Here is a 15,311-nt window from a genome sequence, read left to right as displayed (position 1 = left end):
ATGACGTGGCCACAGGCAACCTCGCCTGTGGCCTTTTCCGACCTTTTCGATTTCCCTCTGACAGGATCCGGCTATGACAAATAGCGACCCGAGAGCCGGGGATGCCGTCGATAAGCAGAAACTAGAGGAATTCCTCCAGACCGAGTCGGGTGGACGGGCCGCAACTGGGCCGGCCGCCATCATTCTCTTTATCGTTCCTTTGCTCTGGTCTCTTTTTCAGCTTTGGATAGCGTCACCGCTTCCTTATATTTTCAACATCGGCGTGTTCAATTCTACGGAAGCACGTTCGATTCATTTGGCCTTTGCCATTTTCCTGGCCTTTGCCGCCTTCCCAATGTTCAAGGGGAAGCACGCCAATCATGTCCCGATCTATGATTGGGTGCTGGCGCTGGCAGCCGCCTTTGCGGCCTCCTATATTTTTATTTTCTATCGTGACCTGGCGCAGCGTCCGGGCGCCCCGACCACGACGGATATGGTGGTCGCCATGTTGGGCCTGGTGTTGCTGCTTGAGGCGACCCGTCGTGCCCTGGGACTGGCACTGACCATCGTGGCCGCTGTGTTCATCTTTTACTCCCTGGCCGGCCCTTACATGCCGGATGTGATATCCCATGGCGGCGTCAGTCTCAGTAAACTGGCCTCACATCAATGGTTGGGTACCGAAGGCGTATTTGGCGTGGCCCTGGGCGTTTCGACCAGTTTTGTATTCCTGTTTGTTCTGTTTGGCGCCATGCTGGAGAAAGCCGGCGCTGGCAGCTATTTCATCAAGATTGCCTATGCCATGCTGGGGCACATGCGGGGCGGGCCGGCCAAAGCGGCGGTGGTGTCCAGTGGTCTCAGTGGTGTGGTGTCCGGTTCGTCCATTGCCAACGTGGTGACCACGGGTACGTTCACCATCCCGCTGATGAAGCGCGTGGGTTTTCCGGCGACCAAAGCCGGCGCCGTGGAAGTGGCTGCTTCTGTGAATGGCCAGCTGACACCGCCCATCATGGGGGCCGCGGCTTTCCTGATGGTCGAGTACGTGGGTATTCCTTACCTGGAGGTCGTAAAGGCGGCCATCCTCCCTGCGTTGATCTCTTATATTGCACTGCTTTACATGGTCCACCTTGAGGCCTGCAAGCTCAACATGAAGGGAATCGAGCGAAAGGTGAAGCCGACCATGGCGCAGCGGCTTTTGAGCTGGGTTACCATTATTCTGGGCTTCAGCATCCTGACGCTTGTGGTCTACTACGGTGTCGGTTGGCTGAAAGGCGCGCTGGGAGAATCCGCACCCTGGATCCTGACGGTGCTGCTCGGCGTTATCTACCTGGCACTGGTTGCCTACTCCTGCAAGTTCCCCGACCTGGATGAAGACGGTCCCGATGCGGATATCAATGAACTCCCGCCGTTGGCCGAGACCTTCAAGGCCGGGTTGTACTATCTGTTGCCGGTGGTGGTTCTGGTCTGGTGTCTGACCGTTGAACGCTTCTCGCCGCAGTTGTCCGCCTTCTGGTCAACGGTGTTCATGATGTTCATCCTGGTGACCCAGAAGCCGCTGAAGGCCTACTTCAGAAAGAGCGGTAACGTCGGCGAGTTGTTGCGCGGTGGGGTGGTCGAACTTGGTGACGCACTGGTGACCGGTGCAAGAAACATGGTCGGCATTGGTGTTGCCACGGCGACCGCGGGCATTGTGGTCGGTACCGTGACACTCACCGGTATTGGCCTGGTGATGACTCAGTTCGTGGAGTACATTTCCGGCGGAAACCTGCTGCTGATCCTGATCTTTACCGCGATCATCAGCCTGATTCTCGGTATGGGCCTGCCCACCACGGCAAACTACATCGTTGTGTCCACCCTGATGGCGCCGGTTATCGTGACGCTCGGTGCAGAAAACGGCTTCCTGGTGCCGCTGATTGCGGTCCACATGTTCGTTTTCTATTTCGGTATATTGGCTGACGACACGCCACCGGTCGGGCTTGCCGCCTATGCCGCGGCGGCGATATCGGGGGCCGATCCGATCCGGACCGGTGTTCAGGGATTCATCTATGACATCCGGACCGCGATTCTGCCGTTCATGTTTATTTTCAATAACCAGCTATTGTTGCTGGGTCTGACCGGTTGGTTTGACCTGCTTGTGACGGTGTTCAGTGCCATCACGGCGATGCTGGTCTTTGCTGCCGCAACCCAGGGGTACTGGTTTACCCGAACCCGCTGGTGGGAAGTCGTGTTGCTTCTGTTGGTGACCTTTACTCTGTTCCGCCCCGGTTTCTGGTGGGATCAGGTATACCCGGCCATGGATCAACGTCCGGCAACGGAGATCTTCCAGCGGATCGATGAAGTGCCGGCGGGCGAGCCGATCTACCTGCGGGCATCGGGAACGGCGATTTCGGGTGAAGAGGTCACCAAGGTGATCAGTCTGAACCTGCCGAAGGCTGAAAGCCCGGAACAGCGCCTGGCCCAGGCGGGTCTTGAATTGTCCCGTCAGGGCGACGTGATGGCCGTCGACTTCGTAAACTTTGGCAGTGTCGCGGAGAAAGCCGGCATCAGTTACGGCTGGACAATCGACGAACTGGAAATTCCGAATGATCGTCCGCCCAAGGAGTTGATGTTCATTCCGGCGTTCTTGCTGCTTGGTCTGCTGGCCTTCGGCCAGCTCCGGCGAAAGGCTCGGGAAGAAGCCGAACCGGAACCGGCATGATTCGGTGATAACCGATCTTTGTCTGTGAAACCCGGCGTTAACCCGCCGGGTTTTTTTCTGTTAGACTGCCTCCCGGCCAGCCCGCGGTTTGTGTCGCGGTGAGCTGGCGACATGTGATCTTTGGTATAGATCACCGCTGAGTCATTCACGAGGAGTATTCCATGCCCGTCATTACCCTGCCGGATGGCAGTCACCGCAGTTTTTCTGAATCCGTAACCGTTCACGACGTCGCCGCAGACATTGGTGCGGGGCTGGCAAAAGCCGCTCTGGCCGGTAAGGTGGACGGCAAACTGGTGGACACCAGTCATCTCATCGATCGGGATGCCGAATTGGCCATCGTGACCGATCGGGATGAAGAGGGCGTTGATATTATCCGTCATTCCACGGCGCATTTGCTTGCCATGGCGGTCAAGGAGCTGTTCCCGGAAGCGCAGGTAACCATCGGGCCGGTGATCGATAACGGCTTCTACTACGATTTCAAATACGATCGCCCGTTCACGAATGAAGATCTTGCGCGGATCGAAAAGCGCATGGAAGAACTCGCGAAGCAGGATATTCCGGTTTCCCGGTCGATCATGTCCCGGGATCAGGCGGTGAATCTGTTTGATGAGATGGGAGAAGAGTACAAGGTCCGGATTATCGAGGACATCCCGGGGGAGGAGGATCTTTCCTTCTACCGTCAGGGTGATTTCATCGATCTGTGCCGCGGGCCTCATGTGCCCAGCACCGGCAAGCTCAAGGCATTCAAGCTGACCAAGGTGGCAGGTGCCTACTGGCGTGGTGACACTGGCAACGAGCAGTTGCAGCGGGTTTATGGCACCGCCTGGGGCAACAAAAAGGATCTCAAGGCTTACCTGCACCGCCTGGAAGAGGCAGAGAAGCGGGATCACCGCAAGATTGGTAAGAAGCTCGACCTGTTCCATATGCAGGAAGAAGCGCCGGGTATGGTTTTCTGGCATCCCGACGGCTGGTCCCTGTACCAGGAAATCGAGCAGTACATGCGCCGCAAGCTCCACAGGCACGGCTATCAGGAGATCAAGACTCCTCAGGTGGTGTCACGCACCCTCTGGGAGAAGTCCGGCCATTGGGACAAGTTCAAGGATGACATGTTCACCACCGAGTCGGAGAAGCACGACTACGCAATCAAGCCGATGAACTGCCCGTGTCACGTCCAGGTGTTCAACCAGGGCCTGAAGAGCTACAAGGACCTGCCCCTGCGACTGGCCGAGTTCGGCTCCTGTCACCGGAACGAGGCGTCCGGTGCACTGCATGGATTGATGCGGGTTCGCGGTTTCACCCAGGACGACGCTCACATTTTCTGTGAGGAGGATGCGATCCAGGCGGAAGTCTCCTCGTTCATCAAGCTCCTTCACGAGGTGTACAAAGATTTCGGGTTTACCGACATTCTCTATAAGCTGTCCACCCGTCCTGAAAAACGTGTGGGTTCAGACGAGGTCTGGGACAAATCGGAAGCCGCTCTGGAGGAAGCCCTGAACCGCGAAGGTGTGGACTGGGAACTGCTGCCGGGAGAGGGGGCTTTCTATGGCCCGAAAATCGAATTCTCCCTGAAGGACTGCATTGGCCGGGTGTGGCAGTGCGGAACCATTCAGGTGGATTTCTCAATGCCGGGTCGTCTGGGCGCCCAGTATGTGGCCGACAATTCCGAGCGCAAAACGCCGGTTATGCTGCATCGCGCTGTATTGGGTTCCTTTGAGCGCTTTATCGGGATCCTGATTGAAGAATATGAAGGTGCGTTTCCGGTCTGGTTGGCACCAACCCAGGTTGCGGTACTGAATATTACCGACAATCAGCGTGATTATTGTCAGAATCTGGCGAAAAAGTGGGATTCTTTGGGATATCGGGTTAATGCTGACTTGAGAAACGAGAAGATCGGCTTTAAAATCCGCGAGCATACTCTTAACAAGGTTCCCTATCTGGTCGTTGTTGGCGATAAAGAAATCGAGAACAACGCCGTTGCCGTAAGAACACGAAAAGGTGAGGACCTGGGAACCATGTCGGTCGACGAGTTCGAGAAGCTACTGGCTGCGGACGTCGAACGTAAAGGTAGAACCAAAACGGAGATCTGATTATTAAACAGCGAGCGAATCGGGGTGGGCGTACTCCTAAAGCGCCTATCAATGAGAATATTGACGCAACTGAAGTCCGTCTGATTGACGCCGAAGGCAATCAGGTCGGTATTGTTCCGATTGAGGATGCTCTCAAGCAGGCAGAAGAAGCGTCTCTTGACCTGGTTCAGGTTACGGATTCCGATCCGATCGTCTGTAAGATAATGGACTACGGCAAGAAGATCTTCGAAGAGAAGAAGGCCAAGGCGGCTGCCAAGAAAAAGCAGAAGCAGACGCAGGTCAAAGAGGTCAAGTTCCGTCCAGGAACTGAAGAAGGGGATTATCAGGTCAAACTACGCAACCTGGTACGTTTCCTTGAAAACGGGGACCGCGGCAAAATCACTATCCGCTTCCGTGGGCGTGAGATGGCACACCAGGAAATTGGTATGAAGCTCATGAACCGCATTGAGGCAGATATTGAAGAGCTGGGCCAGGTAGAACAGCGGCCGAAAATGGAAGGCCGCCAGATGACCATGGTCGTGGCGCCCCGCAAGAAGAAGTGAGTCTGAATCGATGACCGGTCCCCCGCATCGGCGGGGGATTTGTCGTTCAGGGTCATATTTGTTTTTAAATAATAGAATGCGGAGTTTTAAAAATGCCGAAGATGAAAAGTAAAAGTGGAGCCACCAAGCGGTTCAAGAAGACCGCGACAGGCTTCAAGCACAAGCAGTCCTTCACCAGTCATATCTTGACCAAGAAGAGCCCCAAGCGTAAGCGTCAGCTCCGTGGTACCAAGCTGATCGCCAAGTCCGATGTGGCTTCCATCAAGCGTATGATCGCCAAATAAGCGTCTCACTGGTTAAGAAGGATTAAAGTATGGCTCGTGTAAAGCGTGGCGTGGTAGCACGTCGTCGTCACAAGAAGATCATGAATCAGGCCAAGGGTTACTACGGTGCCCGTAGCCGTGTTTTCCGGGTTGCCAAACAGGCGGTTATCAAGGCCGGTCAGTATGCGTACCGCGACCGTCGTAACCGCAAGCGCGCATTCCGCGCCCTGTGGATTTCCCGTATCAATGCGGGTGCCCGCGCCAACGGTCTGTCCTACAGCCGTCTGATCGCTGGCCTGAAGAAGGCGAATGTCGAAATCGATCGTAAGGTTCTGGCCGACCTGGCCATGAATGAGCAGCAGGCTTTTGCTGCTGTAGTTGAGAAAGCCAAAGCGTCCCTGTGATCGCTTAAGATCTCTCATCGATTGCAGATCGATCGGGCGTCTCATGGAAACGTGAAGGCGCCTCCTGATAGGGGAAGGGCACGCTCTTCCCCTATTTTTGTTTTAACCTACCCCATTTCTGGTTTGGAGCAGGGTCGATGGAAAACCTGGAGCAACTGGTTCAGGACGGTCTGAAAGCCGTAGAAGGCTCGGACAGCCTGCAGGCACTTGATCAAATTCGCGTGGAGTACCTTGGCAAGAAAGGTGTGATCACCCAGCAGGCCAAGACTCTGGGCAAGCTGTCTGCGGAGGAGCGACCCGCTGCAGGCCAGAAGATTAACGAAGCGAAGGGGCAGGTAGAGCAGGCCATTAATGCACGTCGTGCCGAACTGGAAAAAGCGGCCATCGAAGCCAGGCTGGCCAGTGAGTCCATTGATGTGACATTGCCGGGGCGTGGCCAGGACCTTGGAGGGCTTCATCCGGTTACCCGGACTCTCCAGCGGATCGAAGAAATTTTTTCCCGCGCAGGTTACAGCGTGGAGCAGGGACCGGAAATCGAAGACGACTACCACAACTTCGAGGCCCTCAATATCCCCGGTCATCATCCGGCCCGTGCGATGCACGACACCTTCTATTTCAATCCGGGCACGCTTCTTCGTACCCATACGTCTCCGGTTCAGATCCGCACCATGGAAGCCGGCAAGCCACCGTTCCGTATGATCTGCCCGGGCCGGGTCTATCGCTGTGATTCCGATATGACCCATACCCCCATGTTCCACCAGGTCGAAGGCCTGCTGGTTGAGAAGGATGTCAGCTTTGCCGATCTCAAGAGCACGGTCGAGGAGTTCCTCCGGGTGTTCTTCGAGCGCGATCTGGAGGTTCGGTTCCGTCCCTCCTATTTCCCGTTTACCGAGCCCTCAGCGGAAGTGGACATTGAATGGGGTCGTGAAGCAGACGGCAGCATCAAGTGGCTGGAAGTGATGGGTTGCGGGATGGTGCATCCGAAAGTATTCGATTATTGCGGTATTGATGCCGAGGAATATCGTGGCTTTGCCTTTGGTCTGGGCGTGGAGCGCCTGGCCATGTTGCGCTATGGCGTGAACGATCTGCGCATGTTCTTCGAGAACGATCTGCGCTTTTTGCGTCAGTTCCGGTAATCCGGGCAGTTTCAAGGCGCAAACCGGCAACCAATTCAACAGGCGAAACCGCATCAGGACAAGGCATAAACCATGAAATTCAGTGAACAATGGCTGCGCGAGTGGGTTAACCCGAACATTGGCTCCCAGGAATTGATGGACCAGATCACGATGGCCGGGCTGGAAGTGGACGGCTTCGAGCCGGTCGCCGGCGAATTTACCGGCGTTGTGGTCGGGGAAGTCCAGTCTGTTGAACCTCATCCCGACGCAGACAAGTTACGGGTTTGCCAGGTCCACGATGGCCGCGAGACGGTCCAGGTGGTTTGTGGTGCACCCAACGTCCGGCAGGGGCTGAAAGTGCCCTTCGCGGTTGTCGGAGCGGTTCTGCCTGGTAACTTCAAGATCAAAAAGGCCAAGCTTCGTGGCCAGCCCTCGCAGGGCATGCTTTGTTCCGAGTCAGAGCTGGCGTTATCGGACAACCACGACGGACTGATGGAGCTTCCGGGCGATGCTCCGGTCGGTCAGGACATGGCCGACTACCTGAAGCTCAACGACATCACCATTGATGTCGATCTGACGCCGAACCGCAGTGATTGCCTCTCGATCAAGGGCATCGCGCGGGAGGTTGGTGTACTCAACAGTATTCAGGTCTCGGAGCCGGATATTCAGCCGGTGCCCGCGGCACACTCCGAGGTGCCGGAGATCCGGGTGGAAGCACCTGAAGGCTGTCCGCGATATCTGGGGCGTATTCTGCGCAACGTAGACCTGCAGGCAGCCTCGCCCCTGTGGATGCAGGAAAGGCTGCGCCGCTCCGGTATCCGATCAATTGATGCTGCGGTGGATGTCACCAACTATGTAATGCTCGAACTGGGTCAGCCCCTGCATGCCTTCGACCGGGAGGAAATCCAGGGTGGCATCGTGGTGCGCATGGCGAAGCCTCAGGAAAAACTGGTCCTTCTCGACGGACAAGAGGTTGAACTGACAGAAGATACCCTCGTTATCGCCGACCACGAAAAGCCGGTCGCAATTGCCGGAGTGATGGGTGGCGAACATTCCGGAGTCAGTGCTAAAACCCGGGACCTTGTTCTTGAAGCAGCCTATTTCGATCCGATTACGCTGGCCGGAAAGGCTCGCCATTACGGGCTTCATACCGATGCTTCCCATCGTTTTGAGCGTGGTGTCGACTACAAGCTCGCACGGGAGGCCATGGAGCGTGCCACGCAGTTGTTGATGGACATCGTCGGCGGTGAGCCGGGCGAAATCGTGGAAGTTGCCAGTAAGGAGAACCTGCCCTCCGATCGCGTGGTCGATCTTCGTGAACAGCGTCTGGCGGATGTGCTTGGGCTGGCTATTGACCGCACGACGGTGGAAGAAATCCTGACCCGTCTCGGCATGCCTGTCGAGAAGTTACTCAAGGACGGCTGGCGGATTTCTGTGCCCAGTTTCCGTCCGGATATCACGATTGAAGAAGACCTTATCGAGGAAGTGGGACGGATTTTCGGCTACAACAACCTGCCGGTTACCGAGCCGACCGGGTCGCTTGGGTTGCGAGCCCGGGAAGAGGCGAAACGTCCCGTGTCTGCCATCCGAAACTATTTCGTCGACCAGGGGTACCAGGAAGCGGTGACCTACAGCTTTGTGGATCCGGCCGTACAGAAGCTGGTTGATCCGGAACGTAATGGCATTGCGCTGGCCAATCCGATTTCCGCGGATCTTTCGGTCATGCGAACCACGCTCTGGAGTGGGCTCCTGAAAACCGTCGCGTACAATCAGAATCGCCAACAACCGAGGATCCGGTTGTTCGAAACCGGGCTCCGGTTCGAGCAGAACGATCAGCGTATTGATCAACAGCCAATGCTGGCCGGTGTTGTGGTAGGTAACCAGTATCCGGAAAACTGGGTCAACGGTCGCAGAACAGCCGATTTTTTTGATGTAAAAGGGGAGCTGGAAGGATTGTTCCGCCTGCTGGGGATCGAGATCCAGTTTGTCGCCAGTCAGCATCCGGCGCTGCATCCGGGGCAGACGGCCGAACTGATGCGTGACGGCGAACATGTAGGGTGGCTGGGCACGTTGCATCCGCAAGTTCAGAAAAATCTTGAACTTAATGGCACGATCCTGATGTTTGAGCTATTCTTGAATTCAATCGTTACGGGTTATGTGCCTAATTTCAAAGAAATTTCAAAATTCCCGGAGGTCCGCCGGGATTTGGCTATCATAATCGGTGCCGATGTGGCGTTCTCCGATGTTGAGCGTGTGGCAAGAAAGCATGCCGGCGACCGCCTGACAGCGTTGCGTGCGTTCGATGTATACGAGGGCGAGAGTCTCGGTGAGGGTAACCGGAGCCTCGCGTTGAGCCTTTTCTGGCAGCATCCTGAGCGCACCTTGAACGAGGACGAAGTGCATTCGCTCTTCACCGGTGTGATTGACGCATTGAAAGAAGAGCTGGGGGCAACACTGAGGAGTTGAGAGATGGCGGCTTTGACGAAAGCGGAAATGGCAGAGCGCTTGTACGAGGAGCTCGGGTTGAACAAGCGCGAGGCCAAGGAAATGGTGGAAGCTTTTTTCGATGAGATCAGAGGCGCACTCAGCCATAACGAACAGGTGAAATTGTCGGGCTTCGGCAATTTCGACCTTCGGGACAAGAAACAGCGGCCGGGAAGAAACCCCAAGACCGGTGAGGAAATCCCGATCAGTGCACGGCGTGTTGTAACGTTTCGACCAGGACAAAAACTAAAGCAAAAAGTGGAAGCGTATGCTGGAACCCAGTCATAACAACGAACTACCTGCAATCCCGGGAAAGCGTTACTTCACCATCGGGGAAGTCGCGGAGCTGTGCAACGTAAAGGCGCACGTACTGCGGTATTGGGAGCAGGAATTTCCTCAGTTGTCACCGGTCAAGCGCCGGGGCAATCGTCGCTATTACCAGCGGGCGGATGTGATCACCATCAGGCAGATCCGCAGCCTGCTCTACGATCAGGGATACACCATCGGTGGCGCCAAACAGAAATTGAGCAGTCACGAGGTCAAGGACGATACATCCCAGTACAAGCAACTGATTCGACAGATGATCACTGAACTCGAGGAGGTGCTTGAGGTCTTGAATACGCCGGTAAAATAGGAGGAGGGACGTCTCCCCCTCCATCTCACCTATGAGACCACTTTCCGGTGGTCTCATTTCGCTTGTTTACCCTCAGGATTTCTTACAGGTTTTTATGCCCAGCAGGGTGTAAAGCGGGCAAATGCCTACCAAACCCGTAATTAGTGGTACCACGCCTATCCAGCCCCATGGAGTCTGCGGGCCGACAAATACCAGCGCCAACAGCACGACGCCTATCAATGTTCGAAGGACTCGATCAACTCCACCCATATTGATTGACATACCTTAGCCTCCAGCCAGTAATAACGGAATGTTCTGTCCTTATTATAGTAGGCGGGCCGGGGTTGGTATTGTTTGAGCCGCATCAATAAACGGTTCAACAGGAAAGGGGTGAGGGGCAGAGAAACCATTGCAAGGCGCTCTGCCCGTCGTCGGGTTACATCAGAAGCGGAATAGCCAGGGCAGGAGGACCTCACCGTAACCCCAGAGAATGACGGTTACCGAGAGCAATGCCTCAAGGATCAGAACGCCTACCGCCAGTGTCGTACTGGAAACGATAAAGCCCTCTTCAGAACTGATACCCAGAAAGTAGGGGATACCCAGGTAAAGAAGATAGGCGCTGAGGCAAAGACCAACAATGCCCGCAAGCAGGCAGAGCCAGACCAGTGGGTAAACAGCGGCGATACCGCTGAGAAACATCGGGGTGGCGATGTAGCCTGCGAAAATCACGCAGCGACGGGAACTGGGGGGCTTTCTGAACCGTTTTGCCATGCCCCGGATGACGTGGCCGACTGCGACGACAGCCGCCAGGATAGCGATATAGAAGGCGATACCGGCGAGCAGCGCGCTAAACAGGTCCAGCTTGATGAAAGGATGGTCGCCACCAAACCCCCAGCCTACCTGGGTTGTGCCTATGAAGGCACAGACGACCGGTATGGCCGCCAGGATCAGCACATGGTGTGCGTAGAGATGACGAACAGACTCGTGTTCTCTGTCGATCTCTTTCCACTCAACCTTGGGATGGGTCAACAGGCCCCATACATGCGTCAGCATAGTTTCACCCTCGTCTTCTTGTCGGCGGTTGTCGACATCCTGTCGCATCGGGCGGCCCGGAAGGGCGCCCTTCCTGTCTGGTCTCACTACTAAGGTATAGCTGAATATCAGCGACATTGCCTAACGGAATTACGAGCGGGAGTTCACATGAATCAAGGAAACTGGGAAAGGAAAGGACGGTCGAGGTAGGGTAGAGGAGACGAGTAAAAAAGCGGGTGCCCTGAGGCACCCGCTTTGGTTTATCAGCCGAGGAATGAGGGCAGGTAGGCGTTGATGCCCATCATCAGGCTCAACACGCACACGGTCAGGATCGAGAAACCAAAGTTGCCTTTGGCCCATTTAATGTCTTCCCGGGTGCGAAAACCCGCCAGGCCCAGTTTGAGCCAGTACAGTCCCATCAGCAGGACGACCACGAAGTAGGCGATGCCCGTGTAGCCAGCAACGGTCAGGCACAGCGCCGATGCTGTAAAGGCGACGGTGTAGGCCACGATGTGGTACTTGGCTGTCTGCACGCCTTTGGCCACCGGAAGAACCGGAATGCGGACCCGCTGGTAATCGCTGAACCGGAAAATCGCAATGGCGTAGGAGTGCGGCATCTGCCAGAGACAGAAGGTGACCAGCAGGATCAGGGCGCCTGTGTCGAACTGGCCCTTGACCGCACAATAACCAACAACCGGAGGGACTGCACCGGAAAGGCTTCCAATCAGCGTTCCGTGAACCGACTGCCGTTTCGCATACAGGCTGTATACGCCCACATAGATGGCAAACCCGAAGACGGCCAGGCCGACCGTCAGGAGATTAATGCCCAGCAACAGGGTAAAGCCTGCCAGCCCCAGTGCCGTGGCGAATCCGAAGGTTGTCGCCGGTGTGATGGTGCCCCGGACCAGGGGGCGGTCCTGGGTGCGCTCCATCACGGCGTCGATGTCACGGTCAATCAGGTTATTGAACGCGCAGCCGGACGCAATGACCAGGCCGAGGCCAATCAGCACCGCCACAAACAGGCCGGGATTGAACTCACCCTGGGCGGCCAGGAAATAGCCGCCCATGACCGAGATGGAATTTCCGAAGATAATCCCCGGCTTGGTGAGTGCGATGAACTGCCGCAGCACGTCCTTTACAGACGTGCCGGCCATTACATCAAGTTGATGTTGAGGTGATACATAATCCACACTGTGCCACCAATGATCAGGGTGAGAATGACGGCGGTAAAGAACACGAACGAGCCGGAGTCCCGACCTTCCTGTGTCTTCAGGTTCATGTGCATGAACAGGATCAGCTGCAGGAGAACCTGCAGCACCGCCATGATGACAATCGTCACGATCACCGTGGTTTCATCAAAACCACCCTTCATGACCATGCCAAACGGAATGACTGTCAGTACGATCGACAGGATCAGCCCCATCACATAGGACTTGACGCTGCCGTGGCTTCCGCCGTCGTGGGATGTAGAGGTACTCATCACAGAACTCCCATGAGGTAGACAAAGGTAAACACGCAGATCCAGACGATGTCCAGGAAGTGCCAGAACAGGCTCAGGCACAGAATCCGTGGACGGGTCTTGTCAGTCAGCCCCTTGGTAAACAGCTGGATGAACATGATGAGCATCCAGAGCAGACCAAAGCTTACGTGCAGGCCGTGTGTGCCAACCAGCGCGAAGAAGGACGACAGGAAGCCGCTGCGATCCGGGCCAAAGCCTTCCAGGATCAGGTGATGGAACTCATAGATTTCCATGCCGACGAAGCCGGCGCCAAACATGAAGGTCACGGCGAGCCAGAGCTTGACCTGCGCGAGACGATCCTTGTTCATGGCGAGAACGGCCATGCCGTAGGTGAAACTACTGAACAGCAGCAGGAACGTCTCGATCAGGACGAAGTCCAGCTCGAACAGGTCCTTGGAGCTCGGGCCACCGGCGGTGCCGTTATGCAGCACCGCGTAGGTCGCAAACAGGGAACCGAAGATGATCAGGTCACTCATCAGGTAGATCCAGAACCCGTACATCTTCAGACCAGTCATATCGTGGTGTTCTTCGTGGCCGCCATGGGCGGCCACGTGTTGATTAGTCATCGTATCTGTTGCCATGTTTAAGCCTGCATCTTGACGCGGTTGTAGTGCTCGGTTTCCATCCGCTTCACTTCCTCGGCCGGGATGTGATAGTCGGTGTTCTCACTGAAGATCCGCGCCATGAAGGCAGCGAACATGCCAATGGCACCAACACCAACCATCCACCAGATATGCCACACCAGGGCGAAACCGAACACGATGCTGAAGAGGCCCATGATTGGACCCGCATTGGTGTTATGCGGCATATGGATGTCGTTGTATTCGACGGACTCGGGATCTGCGAGTTGAGCTTTGCCCTGAGTCTTCTGCTTGTCTGCCCAGTAGTTGTCGATCGAATGGATCTCAGGCAGGTGCGAGAAGTTGTAGTACGGGGGCGGTGAAGCGACAGCCCACTCCAGAGTACGTCCGTTCCAGGCATCGCCGGTGACGTCACGGTTCTGATTACGATCGCGAATGCTGACATATAGCTGGATCGCGGTGCACAGAATGCCGCAGAGGATCAGGACCGCACCGAACCAGGCAACAATCATCAGAGGCTGCCAATCGGTGTTGGCGTAGCTCTGCATGCGGCGAACAGCACCGTCGAAGCTCAGGATGTACAGCGGCATGAAGGCGACGTAGAAGCCAACCAGCCAGAACCAGAAGGAGCGTTTACCCCACTTCTCGTTCAGTTTGAAACCGAACGCTTTCGGGAAGTAGAAGGAGTAACCGGCCATCATGCCGAACACCACGCCGCCGATGATGACGTTGTGGAAGTGTGCAATGACGAACAGGCTGTTGTGCAGCACGAAATCGGCGCCAGGCACGGCCAGCATCACACCGGTCATACCGCCAAGGGTAAAGGTGATGATGAAGCCCAGGGTCCAGAGTACCGGAGAGGCGAACTCGATGCGCCCGCGGTACATGGTGAACAGCCAGTTGAAGATCTTCACGCCCGTCGGTATTGCGATGATCATCGTCATGATGCCGAAGAAGGCATTCACGTTGGCGCCCGCACCCATGGTGAAGAAGTGGTGCAGCCAGACAATGAACGACAGAACACCGATGGCCATGGTGGCCCACACCATGGTGTTGTAGCCGAACAGCGGCTTCTTGGAGAACGTGGAGATCACTTCCGAGAAGACACCGAATGCCGGCAGGATCAGGATGTACACCTCAGGATGGCCCCAGGCCCAGATGAGGTTGACGTACATCATCAGGTTACCGCCCATATCGTTGGTGAAGAAATGGAAGTCGAGGTAACGATCGAGGGTCAGCAGGGCAATGGTCGCGGTCAGGATCGGGAAGGCCGCGATGATCAGCACGTTGGTGACCAGGCAGGTCCAGGTGAAGATCGGCATGCGGAAGAGGGTCATGCCCTTGGTGCGCATCTTCATGATGGTCACAAAGAAGTTGATGCCGGTCAGGGTGGTACCGATACCGGATATCTGCAATGCCCAGATCCAGTAATCGACCCCGACGCCCGGACTGTATTTGGCCCCGGATAGAGGCGCATAGGCCAGCCAGCCTGTCTTGGCGAACTCACCGACGAACAGTGAAACGTTGACCAGTACAACGCCCGCTGCGAACAGCCAGAAACTCAGGTTGTTCATGAACGGGAAGGCTACGTCGCGCGCGCCAATCTGGAGCGGAACCAGCAGGTTCATCAGGCCGATAACCATCGGCATGGCAACGAAGAAGATCATGATCACGCCGTGGGCGGTGAAGATCTGGTCGTAGTGCTCAGGTGGCAGGTAACCTTCTGCGCCACCGGCGGCCATGGCCTGCTGGGTACGCATCATGATGGCATCCGCAAAGCCGCGAATAAGCATCACCAGAGCCACCAGGAAGTACATGATGCCCAGTCGCTTGTGGTCGATGGAAGTGATCCACTCTCGCCAGAGGTAGCCCCACTTCTTGTTCAGGGTAATCCAGCCAACGACACCGGCACCAACGATCGCGATTATGGCAACCGTGACCATGATGATCGGCTCGTGGAAGGGAATTGCGTCCAGGGTTAATTTTCCGAACATAGT

Annotated in this window: 15 protein-coding genes; 9 read left to right on the top strand and 6 right to left on the bottom strand. The window is 56.0% G+C overall.

Annotation, left to right across the window (positions count from 1 at the left end):
• The first annotated feature begins 73 nt into the window (after positions 1-73).
• The 9 genes from MLD04_RS16155 to MLD04_RS16115 all read left to right on the top strand — a co-directional run bounded on the left by MLD04_RS16155 (position 74) and on the right by MLD04_RS16115 (position 10,203).
• Positions 74-2,674 carry a TRAP transporter permease gene (locus tag MLD04_RS16155; RefSeq protein WP_248160471.1) on the top strand — a complete coding sequence of 867 codons (2,601 nt, stop codon included), beginning with the start codon at positions 74-76 and terminating at the stop codon, positions 2,672-2,674.
• A gap of 161 nt (positions 2,675-2,835) precedes the next feature.
• Positions 2,836-4,761, top strand: a complete 1,926-nt coding sequence (gene thrS, locus MLD04_RS16150; protein ID WP_248160470.1) for a threonine--tRNA ligase — start codon at positions 2,836-2,838, stop codon at positions 4,759-4,761.
• A complete protein-coding gene (gene infC / locus MLD04_RS16145; RefSeq protein WP_239039229.1) occupies positions 4,758-5,303 on the top strand; it encodes a translation initiation factor IF-3 in 546 nt (181 codons plus the stop codon). Before thrS ends, infC begins: the two co-directional genes overlap by 4 nt.
• A 92-nt stretch (positions 5,304-5,395) precedes the next feature.
• Positions 5,396-5,587 (top strand): 50S ribosomal protein L35, encoded by a 192-nt coding sequence (rpmI, locus tag MLD04_RS16140; protein WP_008937687.1) that lies wholly within the window; start codon positions 5,396-5,398, stop codon positions 5,585-5,587.
• A gap of 29 nt (positions 5,588-5,616) precedes the next feature.
• Positions 5,617-5,970 (top strand): 50S ribosomal protein L20, encoded by a 354-nt coding sequence (gene rplT / locus MLD04_RS16135; RefSeq protein ID WP_248160469.1) that lies wholly within the window; start codon positions 5,617-5,619, stop codon positions 5,968-5,970.
• Positions 5,971-6,107: 137 nt separating this feature from the next.
• Positions 6,108-7,106, top strand: coding sequence for a phenylalanine--tRNA ligase subunit alpha (gene pheS / locus MLD04_RS16130; RefSeq protein WP_248160468.1), 999 nt, complete (start codon positions 6,108-6,110; stop codon positions 7,104-7,106).
• Between the two features lie 72 nt (positions 7,107-7,178).
• On the top strand, positions 7,179-9,551 hold the full coding sequence (gene pheT, locus MLD04_RS16125; protein WP_248160467.1) for a phenylalanine--tRNA ligase subunit beta: 2,373 nt from the start codon (positions 7,179-7,181) through the stop codon (positions 9,549-9,551).
• Positions 9,552-9,554: 3 nt separating this feature from the next.
• Entirely contained in the window at positions 9,555-9,857 is a 303-nt protein-coding gene (gene ihfA / locus MLD04_RS16120; protein WP_007151838.1) for an integration host factor subunit alpha, read from the top strand.
• Positions 9,838-10,203, top strand: coding sequence for a MerR family transcriptional regulator (locus MLD04_RS16115; protein WP_008937691.1), 366 nt, complete (start codon positions 9,838-9,840; stop codon positions 10,201-10,203). The genes ihfA and MLD04_RS16115 overlap by 20 nt, the downstream gene beginning before the upstream one ends.
• Positions 10,204-10,275: 72 nt before the next feature.
• Here the strand turns inward: MLD04_RS16115 and MLD04_RS16110 are convergent, their stop codons facing one another.
• The 6 genes from MLD04_RS16110 to cyoB all read right to left on the bottom strand — a co-directional run bounded on the left by MLD04_RS16110 (position 10,276) and on the right by cyoB (position 15,308).
• Complete coding sequence (locus MLD04_RS16110; protein ID WP_248160466.1) at positions 10,276-10,464, bottom strand: YgaP family membrane protein; 189 nt, start codon at positions 10,462-10,464, stop codon at positions 10,276-10,278.
• 159 nt (positions 10,465-10,623) lie between these two features.
• Complete coding sequence (locus MLD04_RS16105) at positions 10,624-11,235, bottom strand: Yip1 family protein (protein ID WP_248160465.1); 612 nt, start codon at positions 11,233-11,235, stop codon at positions 10,624-10,626.
• Positions 11,236-11,477: 242 nt separating this feature from the next.
• Positions 11,478-12,368: a heme o synthase gene (cyoE, locus tag MLD04_RS16100; RefSeq protein ID WP_248160464.1), complete on the bottom strand. Its 891-nt coding sequence runs from the start codon at positions 12,366-12,368 to the stop codon at positions 11,478-11,480.
• The gene (gene cyoD, locus MLD04_RS16095; RefSeq protein WP_248160463.1) at positions 12,368-12,694 is read right to left on the bottom strand and encodes a cytochrome o ubiquinol oxidase subunit IV; all 327 of its coding nucleotides are present in this window, start codon (positions 12,692-12,694) and stop codon (positions 12,368-12,370) included. The genes cyoE and cyoD overlap by 1 nt, the downstream gene beginning before the upstream one ends.
• Positions 12,694-13,314 (bottom strand): cytochrome o ubiquinol oxidase subunit III, encoded by a 621-nt coding sequence (locus MLD04_RS16090; RefSeq protein ID WP_248160462.1) that lies wholly within the window; start codon positions 13,312-13,314, stop codon positions 12,694-12,696. Before MLD04_RS16090 ends, cyoD begins: the two co-directional genes overlap by 1 nt.
• Before the next feature lie 2 nt (positions 13,315-13,316).
• Positions 13,317-15,308: a cytochrome o ubiquinol oxidase subunit I gene (cyoB, locus tag MLD04_RS16085; protein ID WP_248160461.1), complete on the bottom strand. Its 1,992-nt coding sequence runs from the start codon at positions 15,306-15,308 to the stop codon at positions 13,317-13,319.
• Between the last annotated feature and the right edge of the window lie 3 nt (positions 15,309-15,311).

This window comes from Marinobacter koreensis (assembly GCF_023156285.1).
Lineage (GTDB): Bacteria > Pseudomonadota > Gammaproteobacteria > Pseudomonadales > Oleiphilaceae > Marinobacter > Marinobacter koreensis.
The sequence above is the reverse complement of the archived record's forward strand: the minus strand, read 5'-3'. Positions and strand labels throughout refer to the sequence as shown.

Coding starts and splice junctions, on each gene's coding strand:
- MLD04_RS16155 (WP_248160471.1), top strand. CDS start 74: ATGACAAATAGCGACCCGAGAGCCGGGGATGCCGTCGATAAGCAGAAA.
- thrS (WP_248160470.1), top strand. CDS start 2,836: ATGCCCGTCATTACCCTGCCGGATGGCAGTCACCGCAGTTTTTCTGAA.
- rpmI (WP_008937687.1), top strand. CDS start 5,396: ATGCCGAAGATGAAAAGTAAAAGTGGAGCCACCAAGCGGTTCAAGAAG.
- rplT (WP_248160469.1), top strand. CDS start 5,617: ATGGCTCGTGTAAAGCGTGGCGTGGTAGCACGTCGTCGTCACAAGAAG.
- pheS (WP_248160468.1), top strand. CDS start 6,108: ATGGAAAACCTGGAGCAACTGGTTCAGGACGGTCTGAAAGCCGTAGAA.
- pheT (WP_248160467.1), top strand. CDS start 7,179: ATGAAATTCAGTGAACAATGGCTGCGCGAGTGGGTTAACCCGAACATT.
- ihfA (WP_007151838.1), top strand. CDS start 9,555: ATGGCGGCTTTGACGAAAGCGGAAATGGCAGAGCGCTTGTACGAGGAG.
- MLD04_RS16115 (WP_008937691.1), top strand. CDS start 9,838: ATGCTGGAACCCAGTCATAACAACGAACTACCTGCAATCCCGGGAAAG.
- MLD04_RS16110 (WP_248160466.1), bottom strand. CDS start 10,464: ATGTCAATCAATATGGGTGGAGTTGATCGAGTCCTTCGAACATTGATA.
- MLD04_RS16105 (WP_248160465.1), bottom strand. CDS start 11,235: ATGCTGACGCATGTATGGGGCCTGTTGACCCATCCCAAGGTTGAGTGG.
- cyoE (WP_248160464.1), bottom strand. CDS start 12,368: ATGGCCGGCACGTCTGTAAAGGACGTGCTGCGGCAGTTCATCGCACTC.
- cyoD (WP_248160463.1), bottom strand. CDS start 12,694: ATGAGTACCTCTACATCCCACGACGGCGGAAGCCACGGCAGCGTCAAG.
- MLD04_RS16090 (WP_248160462.1), bottom strand. CDS start 13,314: ATGGCAACAGATACGATGACTAATCAACACGTGGCCGCCCATGGCGGC.
- cyoB (WP_248160461.1), bottom strand. CDS start 15,308: ATGTTCGGAAAATTAACCCTGGACGCAATTCCCTTCCACGAGCCGATC.